The organism is Citrobacter sp. JUb117 (assembly GCF_024809055.1).
Taxonomy (GTDB): domain Bacteria; phylum Pseudomonadota; class Gammaproteobacteria; order Enterobacterales; family Enterobacteriaceae; genus Citrobacter; species Citrobacter gillenii.
In genome coordinates, this window is the sequence record NZ_JANUFB010000003.1 from 487,930 (window position 1) to 503,221 (window position 15,292).

A 15,292-nucleotide genomic window follows, 5' to 3' on the forward strand; every position below is an offset into this window, starting at 1 on the left:
GGGGTAGCAGCAATGAGCCAGAACGTATACCAATTTATCGACCTGCAGCGCGTTGATCCGCCGAAGAAACCGCTGAAGATCCGCAAGATCGAGTTTATCGAAATCTACGAGCCGTTTTCCGAAGGCCAGGCTAAGGCGCAGGCAGACCGCTGCCTGTCCTGCGGCAACCCGTACTGCGAGTGGAAATGCCCGGTGCACAACTACATCCCGAACTGGCTGAAGCTGGCTAACGAAGGACGTATTTTTGAAGCAGCCGAGCTGTCACACCAGACCAACACGCTGCCGGAAGTCTGCGGTCGTGTGTGTCCGCAGGACCGTCTGTGTGAGGGTTCTTGCACGCTGAACGATGAGTTCGGCGCGGTAACCATCGGCAACATTGAGCGCTATATCAACGATAAAGCGTTTGAAATGGGCTGGCGCCCGGATATGACCGGCGTACGCCAGACCGATAAACGCGTCGCCATTATCGGTGCCGGTCCGGCAGGGCTGGCCTGTGCCGACGTACTCACCCGTAACGGCGTAAAGGCGGTGGTGTTTGACCGTCATCCGGAGATTGGCGGCCTGCTGACCTTCGGTATTCCAGCCTTCAAGCTGGAAAAAGAGGTGATGACCCGTCGTCGTGAAATCTTCACCGGTATGGGCATTGAGTTCAAACTCAATGTAGAAGTGGGTCGTGACGTGCAGCTCGACGATCTACTGAAAGATTATGACGCTGTGTTTCTCGGCGTCGGAACCTATCAGTCGATGCGCGGTGGGCTGGAAAATGAAGATGCCGATGGCGTATTCGATGCCCTGCCGTTCCTGATTGCCAATACCAAGCAGTTGATGGGCTTTGGCGAAAGCAGCAACGAGCCGTACATCAGTATGGAAGGCAAACGCGTGGTGGTACTGGGCGGCGGTGATACTGCGATGGACTGCGTACGTACTTCCGTTCGTCAGAACGCCTCACACGTGATTTGCGCCTATCGTCGCGACGAAGAAAACATGCCTGGCTCGAAACGCGAAGTAAAAAACGCGCGTGAAGAAGGTGTAGAGTTCCAGTTCAACGTGCAGCCGCTGGGCGTGGAAATTAACGCCAACGGCAAAGTGTGCGGTGTGAAAATGGCGCATACTGAAATGGGTGCACCGGACGCACAAGGCCGCCGCCGTGCGGAGATCGTGCCCGGTTCTGAACACGTGGTACCCGCCGATGCCGTGGTGATGGCATTCGGTTTCCGTCCGCACAGCATGGAATGGCTGGCAAAGCACAGCGTCGAGCTGGATTCGCAGGGCCGCATTATCGCCCCGGAACGCAGCGACAACGCGTTCCAGACCAGCAACCCGAAAATCTTCGCCGGTGGCGACATCGTGCGCGGTTCGGATCTGGTGGTGACGGCAATTGCCGAAGGCCGTAAAGCCGCTGACGGGATCCTGAATTACCTGGAAGTGTAAAAAGAAATGCCGGATGCTTTGCCATCCGGCAACGTCTCATTTATAGATACGCGATAGTGATCACAGCTTCACCGTTCAGCGTTATCGCCTGGTCACTGCTGATATCTGGCGCTACCGTAGCACTCACCTGCAAGGGAACGCTAGCCGTCATAATGGGCTGTGGCGTGGTCGTTCCCTTCTGGACAAAGGTATAAAAATAATCCTGATTGGTCGGCAGAGGTAACATCGTAACAGCTGACCATGGACCGCTTTTATCAGTCGCACCGGCCATATCCACTTTAACTTCCGCATCTGCATCCATCGCCACAACCGAGCCAGCGTTGATTTGCACCGCGTAGCTGCCAATCTTTTTACCTTCAGACGTCACGCCCAGGCCAAACAGGCGTGAGGCATCACTGATATAGCCAGCGCCATTAATCTGAAATTTAGCCCCAGCCGTGCCGGTATCATCCTTCCCGGAAGTCATTGAATCTACACGCGTATCGCGGGCGGTAATCGCTACACCAGTTGCAGACTCACAAGTGATCGTTAATGTCAGATCACGGGTCCCAAGCTGATTAAAAAATTTCTGCGATAAACTGCCAGCGTAACGGGTACCAAAGTCTGCAACACCACCGTTGCTGAGTACTGGCGTACAGGCAGCAGCATCGGAAGTCACGTCAACGTTGATATCAACCACATCGTTGTTTGCGCTGACTAGACAGGGTATGTATAGCATCAACAACAGGCTCAATTTTTTCATTGCGTAACCATCCTTACGCGAAGGTTTCCACGCCAGGTTGTTTTATCGGTGATAGATCCATTTTTAAAGCGCGGTTTAATAGTCAGGGTAACCGACGCTGCTTTGCCTTTCAGTTCCTGTCCATTCACAAATGCGATCCCTTGATTCACCTGTGGTGTTATTTCTTGTGAACCGTTGGTTATCTGGGAGGCATCTCCAGCATGTACCACTGCCAGACGCACTGAATTGTCATCAACTATCGCTTGTGAGGCCGTCACCGTCATCACGCCGTCATCACCAAAACCAAATTGCCCCCCCTTCGGAGAAGTCGTGCCGGTAAACAGGCGAATCTGTTGTGGTTCATCACAGGTAATATTGATAACAATCTGCTTTTCCGGAAGATCGATAATATCACCCTGAGCCTGTCGCTCTGCAGCGCTGAGACGACCATAGCTTAAGCTCTGATGATTCTGTAACAGCGTGCATTCTGCCAGCACCTGGGAAGTACTGAGCAACAGTGCTACCGCCATATAAAAGCGCTTCATTGACATACTCCCTTCGCGGTTTCATAAAAGACATCCGGGTTGGCTTGTTCTGGCAGGTTTAAAGCGAACTGGCAGGTACTGTTATCCAGCTGCACCGTCAACAACTGCTGCGGAGTCACATCGTTCAGGAACACCACGCCTTCATCAACGGAAGTTGTCAGGTAACGCCCCTCGTTATCTGAAACTGCCAGCCCTTTCGGTAACTTACGCCCGTCAGCCAGCGTGACTGTCAGCAACGCACGTCGCTGAGTTACCGCACTGAAGCCGACTCGCCCTACCGCACCACGCCCCTGTTTCAGCATTCGTGTACCGTTACCGATATCCATATTCTTCGGCAATGTTTCAGTGTTCACTTCCACCCGAGAGGTACGCCAGGCGCCCACGGAAGGGATCACTGCCATACCGCGATAATCCGTCCACACCGGTCCTTGCGGGGTATCGAGCTTGATGCCCGAAACCGGTTTATCCAGTGAGGCTATCGCGAAGGTGTCACGTATTGCCCACGGGGAGAACGTTACCCCCTGACTATGAGCAGCAACGCCCCCCTGCAATGTTCCGGAATAGCTGCGGTTATGTTCACTGCCCATACTGGTATTAAGTCCAAGCTGGGTGTAGTGAAGATTGCTGCTTATGCCAGCATTAAAGTTATTCTGGCTCTGAGCCTGATCGTGTTCAGCCCCAACAGAATAGGAGGTATTTTCACTCACTGTTCCCATCGCCGACGCGCCATAACGCGTCTTATGATCGTCGCGACGGCTGTAGGTATTCACGCTATGGTTACCCAATGGGATGCTTATATTGACGTAAAACAGATCGCCATCATCTTCATTGACGTCATCATCATCGTCGTCACCCCCGGCTGAAATTTGATGCTGCCAGTTAATCGATGCGGAGAAATAGCGGAATGACTTACTCCAGCCAGCAGAGACATAACGCGAATCATTGATGCTGTCATAACCTTTGGTTTCATAGAAGCTGGCACTCAGCCCGCCAATCAGCGGATGAGACCAGTTGATCCCGGCGGAATACTCATTTTTGGTGGTTTCATCAAAATCTTCGTCGAGGGAATCACTGAACTCACGATAATCCTGAGTCAGACGAGAATACGACGTGGTTAAACCGAACCCATATGGCGCGGCATAATTCGCTGACACCGTGTATTTCTGTCCCTGTAACGACTGGCGGGTATCATTCGTCTGATTAACCTGCATGCCAAGAGTAAGATCCGCCAGCGGAAGCGTATCCACGCTCCCCGCAATGGCCTGATAATCTTCTGCCGCCAGCGCGCCCAGATGTGTATTGATCCGGCTGTTAAGCTGCCAGCCACCTGCTGCACTCATGACCCACGGCTTATGGTCATAATCATCGTTAACGCGCCCGACGGAAAGATACAGGCCGCCCGCGCTGCCGACGGTCTGATTATATAAACTGGCAGGAACGACGTAGCTGTGCTGGCTACCATCGGTTTCAACCACCGTGACGTTTAAGTCACTGTTGAGGTTACGCATCGGAATATCGGTAAGCGTAAACGCGCCTGCCGGCACCAGCGTGGAGAAAATCAGCACGTTCTGCTGGCGCACTTCAACGCGCGCCTGCGCGGTGTTAGCAATACCCTGAACCTGAACATTACCGCCACTTTTCGTCAGGGCGTTTTCGGGTGATAGCTCAACCCCATAAATCCCGGCTCCCTGCAGTAAAATATTGTTCAGGTTCACTTCGCCAAAACGCGCCGTACTCTTAATTCCTGTAAAGGTACGCTGCATGTAAGTCGATGAGTTTTCACTGTTGAACTTGCCGTCAGAGCGGCTCAACAGCTGGTGACTGCGCAACAGCCAGTCATTAAAATTGACGCCCCCATCAAGCAACGCCTGAGAGTAATCAGCGCTTCCACCATTAAACTCATTACGGGAGGACATCAATGAGTAGTTGAGTAACGCTGCTGTACCACCCGAAGCGTAGCCCGACATATCCGCACCAACAGGAATCACTGCATCAGCGGGAACAACGACGGTTAATTTTTCCTGTGCCGGAGATGCATCTACCACCGTTCCTGAGTAAGCCTGTTCATAGGGATAACAGCCGCTCTCGTAATCCGAGGGTACTTTCAGCCCTGCCTGTTGTAGGAATTCTTTATCAAAACAAAGTTGGCCATTGTCATCAAAGCGGGCAATCACACTGCCTTTGTCTATGCCATTAATATTCAGAGAGACAGATGAACTCCCCGGCATATAGCGGGATTTGCTCGAAAAATAGTGTGCGACATTAGGATTAACGCCAAGGGATTTAAGCGTCTCTTGATCAAAATCGACGGCGGCCAGATCAATACCTTCAGCCCTGACATTATGGGTGAGCAGCAGACTGACCAGGCTGGCCAGTAGTGTCTTTTTATACATTACCGCACTCATCCTTGTTTGGGCTTATTTTAAGTCTGCAACCTGAATCTGGCCTTTGTAGCCATAGCGACTGGCCGGATAAAATTCAACCTGAGTATCGGTCGAGGCTGGTAGTGCTACCGTCGTGCTGGTATGGGGCAACATATAGGTTTTATTCAGCGCACCGGCTTTCTTCGACGGCAGTGTTTTAAACGCCTGGGTCATGCGCACCACATAGTCGCTGGGATTGCTGATCGTTAACGTGCTGCCCTCTTTTTTCCATTCCAGGAATTTCCACGGCTGCGTTTCTTCAGCTAAACCTGCCGGGTGGATAATTACCGGCAAATCCTGACGCACCGTCACCGCCACGCGATCCTTGCCTTTCTCTTTTGGCGGGATACCTTCGAATGTCACACGTTTGAGCTGCTCATATTTCAGCGGTGCTTGCGTCTGGAGCATAAAGCGCATGCGCTGCACCTGGCCCGCTTCCACACGTACGACAGGCTGGGAGACAATTAAACGTACAGATTTATCACCGTCTGGTAATTCGACAATATTGCTATACAACAGCACCGGAAATGAATCGGTGTTGGTGACGTTCATACTGGCTTCACCTTTCTGCGCATCAACCAGTAGTATTGATGTTTCCGGCACCATTCCAGTAGCAAAGCTATTTAAGGAGCAAAGCATAAGGGCAAAAAGAGATAACTTCCGGCATCCATTTAAATGTTTCAAGGTATCCATTCCTTTCAATATTTAGCGAAAAAATGAGTACGATAAATCCGTTAATAAAAACGAATTCACCGTACTTATTATTTATTAGAGATAAACAAGGCTGATGGTGGCATTACCATCCAGCGTGATAGTATCTTCTGTTCCCAGTACAGTATTATCCTGTACCGCAGTAGTAACCAATAGTGGTGCGGTCAATACTTTGAATGCTTTAGGTACTACAGTGCCAGTTTCAGCAACAGATAATGCTGGCTTATCAGTTGAGCAGCTATTGTTCAATGCACAAAATGCCGCTCTTGTAGTAGCTACCCACGTTACCGTTGATGCGGTAATGTCAGCTGTTGTAATAACATCAACCACATCACCATCTGCGGTCACAGATCCAATATCAAAAGCGACAGCATAATCACCGATATTCGTTGTGCCATCTGGCGCCTTACCTAACCCAAAACCATTTGGGCTAAGGGTCAGATTCTCACCATTCGAGTTAGCTGATTCAATATAGCTGGTCGAGGAAAGAGGAACACGAGAATCGCTACGGTTATCCGTTGAAGTCAGGGCCACTGCAATTTCAGTGTCGCAGTTTACTGTCAGGGTGATAGTCTTTTGCCCCAGTTGAACCAGCTTGTTAGTGGTCCCGGTAGGGTCGATTGCCACATTACGGATAGTACCGTAATCCACCACGCCGCCATTCGGCAATGTCGGAACACAAGCACCTGGGATAATAGAACCCGCCACTTTCAGGGTAACATCACTGCTGGCGCTGGCGTTGAATGAGGTGAGCAGAGCAGCGCCTAACGACGCTGCCAGAAGGAGTTTTTTCACGGTTAATCCTTAACGTATGAAATGAAAAATAGATGTGTTTGAATGCAAACAAATCACTCACTTAATGAACCCATGAATGACCAGGATAGGATATGCCATCGGCATCAATAGAATAAAGTTAATAATATTAAATACGAAATTAATTAAAACTTAATCCGACATAAAATTAGTTCAATTACTATAACCGTTGATAAAAAATGAATAAATAAAATCCGAAAAATAGATTCACATTCATCATTATAACACCAAGAATATTTACACCATCCATTGATAACTTTAAATTATATATTGATTGATAGTGTAAGAACCTTTCTGGCTCCCAGCCAAAATTCACATTGCTGGGTAGGGCCCTGTCTTCTTCTGCTTCACACATTCACGTCATTCCTGGAAAGCGACTCGCAAATACTGATGCAAGTCCATGTAATGCAATCGGCATGAATTGACAGCATTAGACCTCGAGCGTCTCGAGCGTCTCGAGCGTCTCGAGCGTCTCGAGCGTATTGATACGCGATATATTTTTATTTCGCAACTATCACGCCAGGAAAGACATGAATACACTCACCTCGACACACCATGCTGAGGATTATCAGCAAATCCATGACGGTATAATTCATTTCTTGGAAAACGCCAGGACAGAAACGGTCCGCAGCATCAACACAATTATGACGGCAACCTATTGGGAGATTGGCCGTCGGTTTAAACCAGCGATACAAACGTGGGGTTTCCACGGGAAACTTGCGACAAATTCGAGCTTTTTATCTTTATTTTCAAAATAACAAGCAATACGTGGCCCGTTCACAAACTCGATTAGCGTCTCAATGAGATCATTCACGGAGCGACTGAGCCAATGGCGACATCGTGCGCGGTTCGGGTCTGGTGGTGACGGCAATTGCCGAAGGCCGTAAAGCCGCAGACGGGATCCAGAATTACCTGGAAGTATAAACACATATTTTCTGGCATCTCGTCCGCACATATGAATGAGATGCCGGATATCCGTCTTCTCTTCTAAAAATACGTAGTTGCTACATAGCATAAATTCGCGACCAACCAGCTTAAAACGCCAGTACGTAAACGTTTGCATTCTTCTGAAAAGTGTATATTATGCGGCGGATTTTTTGGGCAAAATTCATGGAGGCGTTGTGTCGCAAGATAACAATTATAGCCAGGGCCCCGTCCCTCTGGCCGCGCGGAAAGGCGTAGTTCCACTGACATTTGTGATGTTGGGATTAACGTTTTTTTCTGCCAGTATGTGGACCGGGGGCACACTCGGTACCGGTCTTTCCTATGATGATTTCTTCCTGGCAGTTCTCTTCGGTAATCTTCTCCTCGGTATTTACACTGCCTTTCTTGGTTTCATCGGCGCAAAAACCGGACTCTCTACCCATCTCCTGGCGCGTTACTCATTTGGCGTAAAAGGTTCATGGCTTCCCTCAATGCTGTTAGGCGGCACGCAGGTGGGCTGGTTTGGTGTTGGCGTGGCGATGTTTGCTATCCCAGTCAGCAAAGCGACGGGAATCGACGTTAATATCCTGATTGCTGTGTCTGGCCTGTTGATGACCATGACCATCTTTTTTGGCATTTCGGCGCTGACGGTTTTATCGATTATCGCCGTACCCGCTATCGTTATTCTTGGTAGTTACTCCGTCTGGCTGGCAGTATCCGACGTGGGCGGCTTAGATCATTTAAAAACGATTGTGCCACAGACGCCGCTGGATTTTTCAACCGCGCTGGCGCTGGTCGTGGGATCGTTTGTCAGCGCAGGTACCTTGACGGCCGACTTCGTTCGCTTTGGCCGTAATGCCAAAGCTGCGGTGCTGATTGCCATGGTGGCTTTTTTCCTCGGCAACTCCCTGATGTTTATCTTCGGTGCTGCTGGCGCTGCCGCTGTAGGACAGGCGGACATCTCCGACGTGATGATTGCCCAGGGGCTCCTGCTGCCAGCGATTGTCGTTCTCGGCCTGAATATCTGGACAACCAACGACAACGCGCTGTATGCGTCGGGTCTGGGCTTTGCCAATATTACCGGTTTTTCCAGCCGTACATTGTCGGTGGTTAACGGTATTATTGGCACGCTGTGCGCGCTGTGGCTGTACAATAACTTTGTCGGCTGGCTGACATTTCTGTCGGCCGCGATCCCTCCGATTGGCGGGGTGATTATTGCCGACTATCTGTTAAACCACCGCCGATACGCCGATTTCAACAACGCACAATTTACGCCGGTGAATTGGATAGCCATTCTGTCCGTTGCACTGGGCATCGCTGCCGGCCACTATATTCCCGGTATTGTGCCCGTCAACGCCGTACTCGGCGGTGTAGTCAGCTATATCCTGCTGAATCCACTTTTTAATCGCAGTCTTGCTCAGTCCACGGAGGTCAGCCATGCAGACTAATACCCTCACCATTCGTCAGGCACGTTTACAGGGACGCGACGGGTTATGGCAACTTACAATTGAAAACGGGCGTTTTAGCCGTATTGAACCCCAGGAAGCCGCATCTTTACCGCAAGGTGAGGTACTGGACGCTGAAGGTGGACTCGCCATCCCGCCATTCGTCGAGCCGCATATCCATCTGGACACCACGCAAACGGCAGGCGAGCCAAGCTGGAATCAGTCGGGTACGCTGTTTGAAGGTATTGAGCGCTGGGCTGAACGTAAAGCGATGCTGACTCACGAAGACGTGAAGACGCGTGCCATGCAAACCCTGAAATGGCAGATGGCCAACGGCATCCAGTATGTTCGTACGCACGTTGACGTTTCCGATCCCACGCTAACGGCACTGAAAGCGATGCTGGAAGTGAAGCAAGAGGTCGCACCGTGGGTGGAGCTGCAAATTGTGGCATTCCCACAAGAGGGGATTCTATCTTACCCCAACGGTGAGGCGCTGTTAGAAGAAGCGGTGCGCCTGGGCGCCGACGTGATTGGTGCAATTCCCCACTTTGAATTTACACGTGAATATGGCGTGGAGTCGCTGCATAAAATTTTCGCCCTGGCCCAGAAGTACGACCGCCTTATCGATGTGCACTGTGACGAAATTGATGATGAACAATCACGCTTTGTTGAAACCGTTGCAGCACTGGCACATCGCGACGGAATGGGCGGGCGCGTCACTGCCAGCCATACCACAGCGATGCATTCCTACAACGGCGCGTATGCTTCCCGTCTTTTCCGTCTGCTGAAAATGTCAGGTATTAACTTTGTTGCGAATCCTCTGGTGAACATTCACCTGCAGGGACGTTTTGACACCTATCCCAAGCGTCGCGGTGTCACCCGCGTCAAAGAGATGCTGGAGGCAGAGATCAACGTCTGCTTTGGCCATGATGATGTCTTTGATCCGTGGTATCCGCTGGGCACCGCGAATATGCTGCAGGTGCTGCATATGGGATTACACGTGTGCCAACTGATGGGATACGGGCAGATTAATGATGGGCTGAACCTGATAACCACTCACAGCGCAAAAACCCTGCACTTGCAAGACTACGGCCTGAGCGTTGGAAATTCCGCTAACCTGGTAATTTTACCGGCAGAAAATGGGTTTGACGCGGTTCGTCGCCAAACACCTGCCCGTTATTCCATTCGCCACGGGCGGGTCATCGCCGAGACCGTACCGAGCCAAACAACGCTGCATCTGTCGCAGCCAGAAACGGTGACATTTAAGCGGTAGGTTGTCTTTTGGATAATTGCCGCAGACACGCAGCTGCGGCAATTACCATGTTGGCGCATTCCTATCAGGCGTGTAGCAAGCTGGCTCGGACCTTCACCACCACCTTCTTAATTTCTCCAGATGCACTCGCCACGCAGCCCGGTTTATGTGGCTCGCCAGGCATAAACACCGCGAACATCCCCGGTTTCAGGGTGACAACCTGTTCATCGGCAATCTCGCTGCACAGTTGATAATCCTCTTCAACATACACGTCTTCGCACTGACGTGCGGAACCTGCCAAACCGAAAAAAATACGCTCTTCACCTGCCAGCAGCAATTGGATATCAATATAGCATTCATGCAGCTCCGCCTTTTTTTCTTGTGGCGGTTGCGTGGCGAACTGCATCACGTTCATAAACAGATCGTCGCCTTTCAGTACATAGTGTCCCGGCGCGTTATTCTGCACGTCTGCCGCCAGAGCAAGGGTCAGCGCATCAAGCAGAACAGGGGGTAATCCCGCGGCGGATAGCGACTGTAACTCGCCTAATATCATGATAACTCTCCTTGTGCTAACAATGCTGCGCCCAGCAACCCGGCGTCATGTCGGTAATGTGCTGCGCGCAGTGGGACGTGATACACCGAGGGTTCCTGCGCCAGCAGCGTGTGGACCTGCGTCAGATATCCTTGCGCCAACCCGACGCTGCCACCCACAACTACGCACTGGCAGTCGGTAGACGCTTTGACGTCGGCAATCAGTCGCGCCAGCACCTGTGCAGAATGTGCAATCAACCGCGTGGCCTGTTTATGCCCTTGCACCGCACGCGTAAACACCGTTCTGGCATCGCAACCGGCAAGGTCGCCCTGTGCGGCAGCGGCAATTCCGCGACCAGATGCAATAGCCTCCACGCAGCCGGTACGACCGCAGCCACAGACTGGTCCATTAGGGTCTGCCAACGTATGCCCTAAATGCCCCGCCAGACCACCAGCCCCGGTGAGTAACTTGCCGTTGCTGACCACGCCGCCGCCCACACCTGTCGACACGGTGATAAATACCATGTCGCTTATCTCGTCAGCCATTACGTGGTATTCCGCCCAGGCCGCCGCCTGCGCATCATTGACCGCCATTGTCGGCAAGCCGGTCAACTCTCTTAAGGTTTGTACCAGCGGGAAGTGCATCAGCCCGCCAAGATTGAGCGGATTAATCGCCAGTAGTGTGCCCTCGCGGATAATACCGGTGGAGGCAATGGCAACGCGCTCTGCTTGCGCCTGCAGTGGCTCAATAAGCGTCTGTAACGCGGTCCGCAGAGCATCCGGCGTTTTGCTGGCAGGTGTCGGCAGTTCACGGCGTTCGCGGATCTGTAAATCGCGGTCTACCCGTGCAGCGGCCAGTTTGGTGCCGCCAATATCAATCGCCAGCGTTGTCATAGCACGACCTTTTTCAGCGTCAGTAGCTCAAGTAACGACATACTTACTCCCTTACCAAAATAGCCCGGTGCAGGACCGGGCTATCGGATTAACTTTTTGATTTCACCAGCGCGCTTTTATCGCTGCCAAACGGCACGGCTCCGCTAAACGGTTTACCATCAATGGCATCATGGATACGCAGCGCTTCCGGGCGCAGCCAGCGCTGCACGCGGGACGGCATATCAAGGCCAATCAGCAGGATCACCACGAAAGTCAGGCTAAACGACAGCGATCCCAGCGCCGTGCCCAGATCCAGACGCTGTGCAATCAGCGCACCGATGATCGGCGCCAGTGCCCCGCCCAGCGCACCCACGTTGTAGGTAAAGCCCAGACCCGCCGCACGTTGGTCAGTATCGAAATAACCGCCGATCAGTTTGGGTAAGATCCCGGAGATCCCCTGCCCGAGCATTTGCTGGAAAAACAGCAGCAGACCCAGTACCCAGACGTTGGCACCGCCAATCGCAAACACGGGAATAATCAGCAACTGTGAGGCCAGCAGGCTGTAGACATAGGCTTTGCGCGTACCCAGCCAATCACCCAGAAAACCACCGACACAACAGCCTACCGCCGCCCCAAAGCCGCTGAAGAACAGCACCCTGGCGACCGTCGACGGGTCATACATCAATTCAGTTTTCAGGTAGGTCGGCAGCAGCGCCTGAATTGGCCACGAGTAGAGGAAGGCGAACAGCACCACTACCATCAGCATTACGCCCGTCGGCCAGCGTTTACCGCTGCTTTGCACCATAAAGCTAATGAAGATAAACGCGCAGACCAGACCGAGGATCGCCACGATAGCCGCATTTTGCAGGTTACCGGCAAAACAGAACCACAGCGCGGTTGCGGCGGCGAGCGTCATCAGAATATTAATGACCCGATGTTCACCCCGATAGAGGGTATCCACCATCGTGCGCACCGGCGCTTTGCCTTCGTGTTTTTCCTTCCAGTCTTCGGCTTCCGGAATATTTTTACGCAGCCAGAGGGCGAAGATAATCGGTACAATGCCGATGAAAAACAGCGCGCGCCACCCCCACACCGGTACCACCAGACTGTAGACCTGAGCGGCGATCACGGCCCCCACGGAGAAGCCCGAAATCAGGAAACCACTGGCTTTATTGCGCAACTGTTTAGGCCAGCTTTCAATCACATAGGTCGCACTTGAACCGTACTCACCTGCCATCCCCATACCGATGACCAGGCGGGCAATAAACATGGTGGTGTAGCCCGGTGCAAAACCGCAAGCCAGCGTCCCTAGCGAGAACAGAATAATGCTGGTGACCATCGCCAGGCGACGCCCGTAGCGATCGCCCATCGCCCCCAGCATCAGCCCGCCAAACCAGCGAGAAATAAAGGCGGCCGAGATCAGGCTGGCAGCCTGCACCGTCGTCAACCCGAATTCACCTTGTACTTCCGTCAGCACAAGGGCAATTAAGACAAAATCAAAACCATCCAGCAAATATCCCAGCCAGGCGGCAGAGAACGCACGCCATTGTGCCCGGTTGAGATGGCGGTACCACGGAATGCTCTGGGTAGAAGTACTCATGTGACTCTCCCGACGATTTTCATTGTTGTACTGGTGGGCGACTGTGCCTCATCCGGCCTACGGTCTGCCTGTGTAGGCCGGGCAAGCAAAGAGCCCCCGGCAATCCGCTGTTACGCCTTTTCTGCCAGCAGTTGGTCAGCCAGCGCTTTCAGTTCTGGCAGGTACTTTTCGTCAACAGGGGCAAACGGCTTACGGCACAGTGGGACGGAAACCACGTCCATATAGTGCAGAACCGTTTTCAGTCCACGGAACACGCCGACTTTAATCAGTAAATCGATAACCTTATTGCACTCGGTTTGCAGCTTTTGTGCCGTCTGGATGTCGCCTTCTTTGAGTGCTTTCACTATTCCCTGATAGCGCCAGCCCATAATGTTGTAGGTACTGCCGATACCACCGTCTGCCCCAGCCAGCAGGCCTGACGCGAAAATTTCGTCATAGCCGTTGTACAGCACCAGATCCGGATGGGCGCGACGGATTTGCTCCATTTGATAGAGATCGCCAGAGGTCTGCTTCAACGCGCCAACACCCGGCAACGTGACCAGCGTGTTGATCTGATCCAGCGTCAGTTTTACGCCGCTCAGCGCCGGGATGTTATAGACCACCATTGGCAAGCCATCAGAGGAATCAATAATTGCACGGTAGTGATCGCAGTGCTCTTCAAAACTGAACGGATAGTAAAACGGTGTGACGGCAGAGACAGCATCAAAGCCGTAGCGATGGGCTGCGCTCGCCAACTGCTGGCTCTCTTCGGTGCTCACCGTGCCCACATGTGCGATAAGCGTGACTTTACCCTTCGCTTCTTCCGCCACGATCTCCAGTACCTGCTCTCTTTCAGCCCGGTTCTGGACAAACGCTTCACCCGTTGAGCCACCGACGTACAGGCCATCAACGCCCTGCCCAATGTTGAAACGTACCAGACGACGTAGGCTCTCAATGTCCAGTCGCTGTTGGTTGTCGAATGGGGTTAACAACGCTGGCATTACGCCTCTTAAATCTCTTGCCATAACTACCTCTGTCGATGATTAGTGTTGTCTAACTGCGTACCTTTATACCTGTTATACCAGATCAAATAAGCAGCAATACAATACAGAACGCTTATATTGCGATCTGCCTCACTAAACGATCATCAGGATCGCGATCACTTCCTCAATTTTTTATTTTTACCGAAGGCGTGCCAGGTAGCGGAAACGCTGTTGAGATGGTCTTGTAATGCGCGGTCTGCTTCATCAGGATCGTGCTGACGAATGGCGTCGACAATAGCAATATGCTGTTGATAACTTACGCTATTGTGCTCGTATAATTCGCGGTCAGCGACGGTCGGACGTGCGGCGATCAGCCAGTCCAGCAGCGCGACATGGATCGCCATAAAGATAGGATTACCAGGGATCTCCGCCAGCACACGGTGAAAATCCACGTCCGAACGAATGAACAGCGCGTTGTCATCCAGCGACTGGCTGTTAATCTCCAGCGCTTTCGCCAGTCTGTCAATTTGCTCATCGGTTGCATGCTCGGCGGCGTAACGCACCAGGCTTGACTCAAAGAACAGTCGCAACTGTTCAAAGTGCGCGATGCCGCCGGGATGCGAGAGAAAATCTTTCGCCATCCCCGACAGTTCACCAATGATGGTGTCCGCAGATGGACGCGAAACGCGGGCACGTTCGCCGTTGTTGATTTGCACCAGGCCTTTACGTTTTAACGCCGCCAGGGCTTCTCGTACCGAGGGACGACCGACGTTAAAGAAGGCCATCAGCTCCCGCTCGGACGGCAACTGTTCACCCTCGCCAAACTCCCGACGACGAATCATCTGTTCCAGTTCTTCTTCAACCATTTCAGACAGCTTTTTACGTGCCAGCGGGCGGTTACGTAAACTACGGCCAATGGTGGATGGAGAGTCTTCAGCTTGCGAATCAAATGCGTTCATAGGGTCCATTCAGCTAAGTCATTGGTGAAAAACAACAGCGGGTTCATCGTAACACAGGATCGAAAGCGGGGTGAAATGGAGGTCAATCGGGTTAGCCCACTT

General features: G+C 52.2%; 13 protein-coding genes and 2 pseudogenes. 5 read left to right on the forward strand and 10 right to left on the reverse strand.

What is annotated here, in order from left to right:
• The first annotated feature begins 12 nt into the window (after nt 1-12).
• Nucleotides 13-1,431 (forward strand): glutamate synthase small subunit, encoded by a 1,419-nt coding sequence (locus M2374_RS09695; RefSeq protein ID WP_181517808.1) that lies wholly within the window; start codon nt 13-15, stop codon nt 1,429-1,431.
• A gap of 40 nt (nt 1,432-1,471) precedes the next feature.
• Here the strand turns inward: M2374_RS09695 and M2374_RS09700 are convergent, their stop codons facing one another.
• The 5 genes from M2374_RS09700 to M2374_RS09720 all read right to left on the reverse strand — a co-directional run bounded on the left by M2374_RS09700 (nt 1,472) and on the right by M2374_RS09720 (nt 6,626).
• A complete protein-coding gene (locus M2374_RS09700) occupies nt 1,472-2,173 on the reverse strand; it encodes a DUF1120 domain-containing protein (protein ID WP_117342739.1) in 702 nt (233 codons plus the stop codon).
• Nucleotides 2,170-2,697: a hypothetical protein gene (locus M2374_RS09705; protein ID WP_117342740.1), complete on the reverse strand. Its 528-nt coding sequence runs from the start codon at nt 2,695-2,697 to the stop codon at nt 2,170-2,172. Before M2374_RS09705 ends, M2374_RS09700 begins: the two co-directional genes overlap by 4 nt.
• A complete protein-coding gene (locus tag M2374_RS09710; RefSeq protein WP_181688704.1) occupies nt 2,694-5,090 on the reverse strand; it encodes a fimbrial biogenesis usher protein in 2,397 nt (798 codons plus the stop codon). The genes M2374_RS09705 and M2374_RS09710 overlap by 4 nt, the downstream gene beginning before the upstream one ends.
• A 24-nt stretch (nt 5,091-5,114) precedes the next feature.
• On the reverse strand, nt 5,115-5,813 hold the full coding sequence (locus M2374_RS09715; RefSeq protein WP_117342742.1) for a fimbria/pilus chaperone family protein: 699 nt from the start codon (nt 5,811-5,813) through the stop codon (nt 5,115-5,117).
• Between the two features lie 75 nt (nt 5,814-5,888).
• Nucleotides 5,889-6,626 (reverse strand): DUF1120 domain-containing protein, encoded by a 738-nt coding sequence (locus M2374_RS09720; RefSeq protein ID WP_181490917.1) that lies wholly within the window; start codon nt 6,624-6,626, stop codon nt 5,889-5,891.
• A gap of 548 nt (nt 6,627-7,174) precedes the next feature.
• Here M2374_RS09720 and M2374_RS09725 point away from each other — a divergent pair.
• The 4 genes and pseudogenes from M2374_RS09725 to M2374_RS09735 form a co-directional block, all read left to right on the forward strand.
• A pseudogene (locus tag M2374_RS09725) lies at nt 7,175-7,400 on the forward strand (DUF1016 domain-containing protein); the annotation flags it as partial.
• A gap of 69 nt (nt 7,401-7,469) precedes the next feature.
• Nucleotides 7,470-7,568: pseudogene (locus M2374_RS22350) on the forward strand (glutamate synthase); the annotation flags it as partial.
• 197 nt (nt 7,569-7,765) lie between these two features.
• The gene (codB, locus tag M2374_RS09730; RefSeq protein WP_181624749.1) at nt 7,766-9,016 is read left to right on the forward strand and encodes a cytosine permease; all 1,251 of its coding nucleotides are present in this window, start codon (nt 7,766-7,768) and stop codon (nt 9,014-9,016) included.
• Nucleotides 9,006-10,286, forward strand: coding sequence for a cytosine deaminase (locus tag M2374_RS09735; RefSeq protein ID WP_181490916.1), 1,281 nt, complete (start codon nt 9,006-9,008; stop codon nt 10,284-10,286). Before codB ends, M2374_RS09735 begins: the two co-directional genes overlap by 11 nt.
• A 64-nt stretch (nt 10,287-10,350) precedes the next feature.
• Here the strand turns inward: M2374_RS09735 and nanQ are convergent, their stop codons facing one another.
• From nanQ to nanR, 5 genes are all read right to left on the reverse strand, one after another.
• Nucleotides 10,351-10,818 (reverse strand): N-acetylneuraminate anomerase, encoded by a 468-nt coding sequence (nanQ, locus tag M2374_RS09740; protein WP_181688703.1) that lies wholly within the window; start codon nt 10,816-10,818, stop codon nt 10,351-10,353.
• Nucleotides 10,815-11,690 carry an N-acetylmannosamine kinase gene (locus M2374_RS09745; protein WP_153880052.1) on the reverse strand — a complete coding sequence of 292 codons (876 nt, stop codon included), beginning with the start codon at nt 11,688-11,690 and terminating at the stop codon, nt 10,815-10,817. Before M2374_RS09745 ends, nanQ begins: the two co-directional genes overlap by 4 nt.
• An 88-nt stretch (nt 11,691-11,778) precedes the next feature.
• Complete coding sequence (locus M2374_RS09750; protein ID WP_181688702.1) at nt 11,779-13,269, reverse strand: MFS transporter; 1,491 nt, start codon at nt 13,267-13,269, stop codon at nt 11,779-11,781.
• A gap of 110 nt (nt 13,270-13,379) precedes the next feature.
• On the reverse strand, nt 13,380-14,273 hold the full coding sequence (gene nanA / locus M2374_RS09755) for an N-acetylneuraminate lyase (RefSeq protein WP_117342748.1): 894 nt from the start codon (nt 14,271-14,273) through the stop codon (nt 13,380-13,382).
• Nucleotides 14,274-14,407: 134 nt separating this feature from the next.
• On the reverse strand, nt 14,408-15,199 hold the full coding sequence (gene nanR, locus M2374_RS09760; RefSeq protein WP_115257365.1) for a transcriptional regulator NanR: 792 nt from the start codon (nt 15,197-15,199) through the stop codon (nt 14,408-14,410).
• Nucleotides 15,200-15,292: the final 93 nt, after the last annotated feature.

Bases quoted from the DNA above. Each gene is read 5' to 3' on its own strand.
- M2374_RS09705 (WP_117342740.1), bottom strand. From the start codon at position 2,697: ATGAAGCGCTTTTATATGGCGGTAGCACTGTTGCTCAGTACTTCCCAG.
- M2374_RS09695 (WP_181517808.1), top strand. From the start codon at position 13: ATGAGCCAGAACGTATACCAATTTATCGACCTGCAGCGCGTTGATCCG.
- M2374_RS09735 (WP_181490916.1), top strand. From the start codon at position 9,006: ATGCAGACTAATACCCTCACCATTCGTCAGGCACGTTTACAGGGACGC.
- M2374_RS09700 (WP_117342739.1), bottom strand. From the start codon at position 2,173: ATGAAAAAATTGAGCCTGTTGTTGATGCTATACATACCCTGTCTAGTC.
- M2374_RS09750 (WP_181688702.1), bottom strand. From the start codon at position 13,269: ATGAGTACTTCTACCCAGAGCATTCCGTGGTACCGCCATCTCAACCGG.
- nanQ (WP_181688703.1), bottom strand. From the start codon at position 10,818: ATGATATTAGGCGAGTTACAGTCGCTATCCGCCGCGGGATTACCCCCT.
- M2374_RS09715 (WP_117342742.1), bottom strand. From the start codon at position 5,813: ATGGATACCTTGAAACATTTAAATGGATGCCGGAAGTTATCTCTTTTT.
- nanA (WP_117342748.1), bottom strand. From the start codon at position 14,273: ATGGCAAGAGATTTAAGAGGCGTAATGCCAGCGTTGTTAACCCCATTC.
- M2374_RS09710 (WP_181688704.1), bottom strand. From the start codon at position 5,090: ATGTATAAAAAGACACTACTGGCCAGCCTGGTCAGTCTGCTGCTCACC.
- nanR (WP_115257365.1), bottom strand. From the start codon at position 15,199: ATGGACCCTATGAACGCATTTGATTCGCAAGCTGAAGACTCTCCATCC.
- M2374_RS09745 (WP_153880052.1), bottom strand. From the start codon at position 11,690: ATGACAACGCTGGCGATTGATATTGGCGGCACCAAACTGGCCGCTGCA.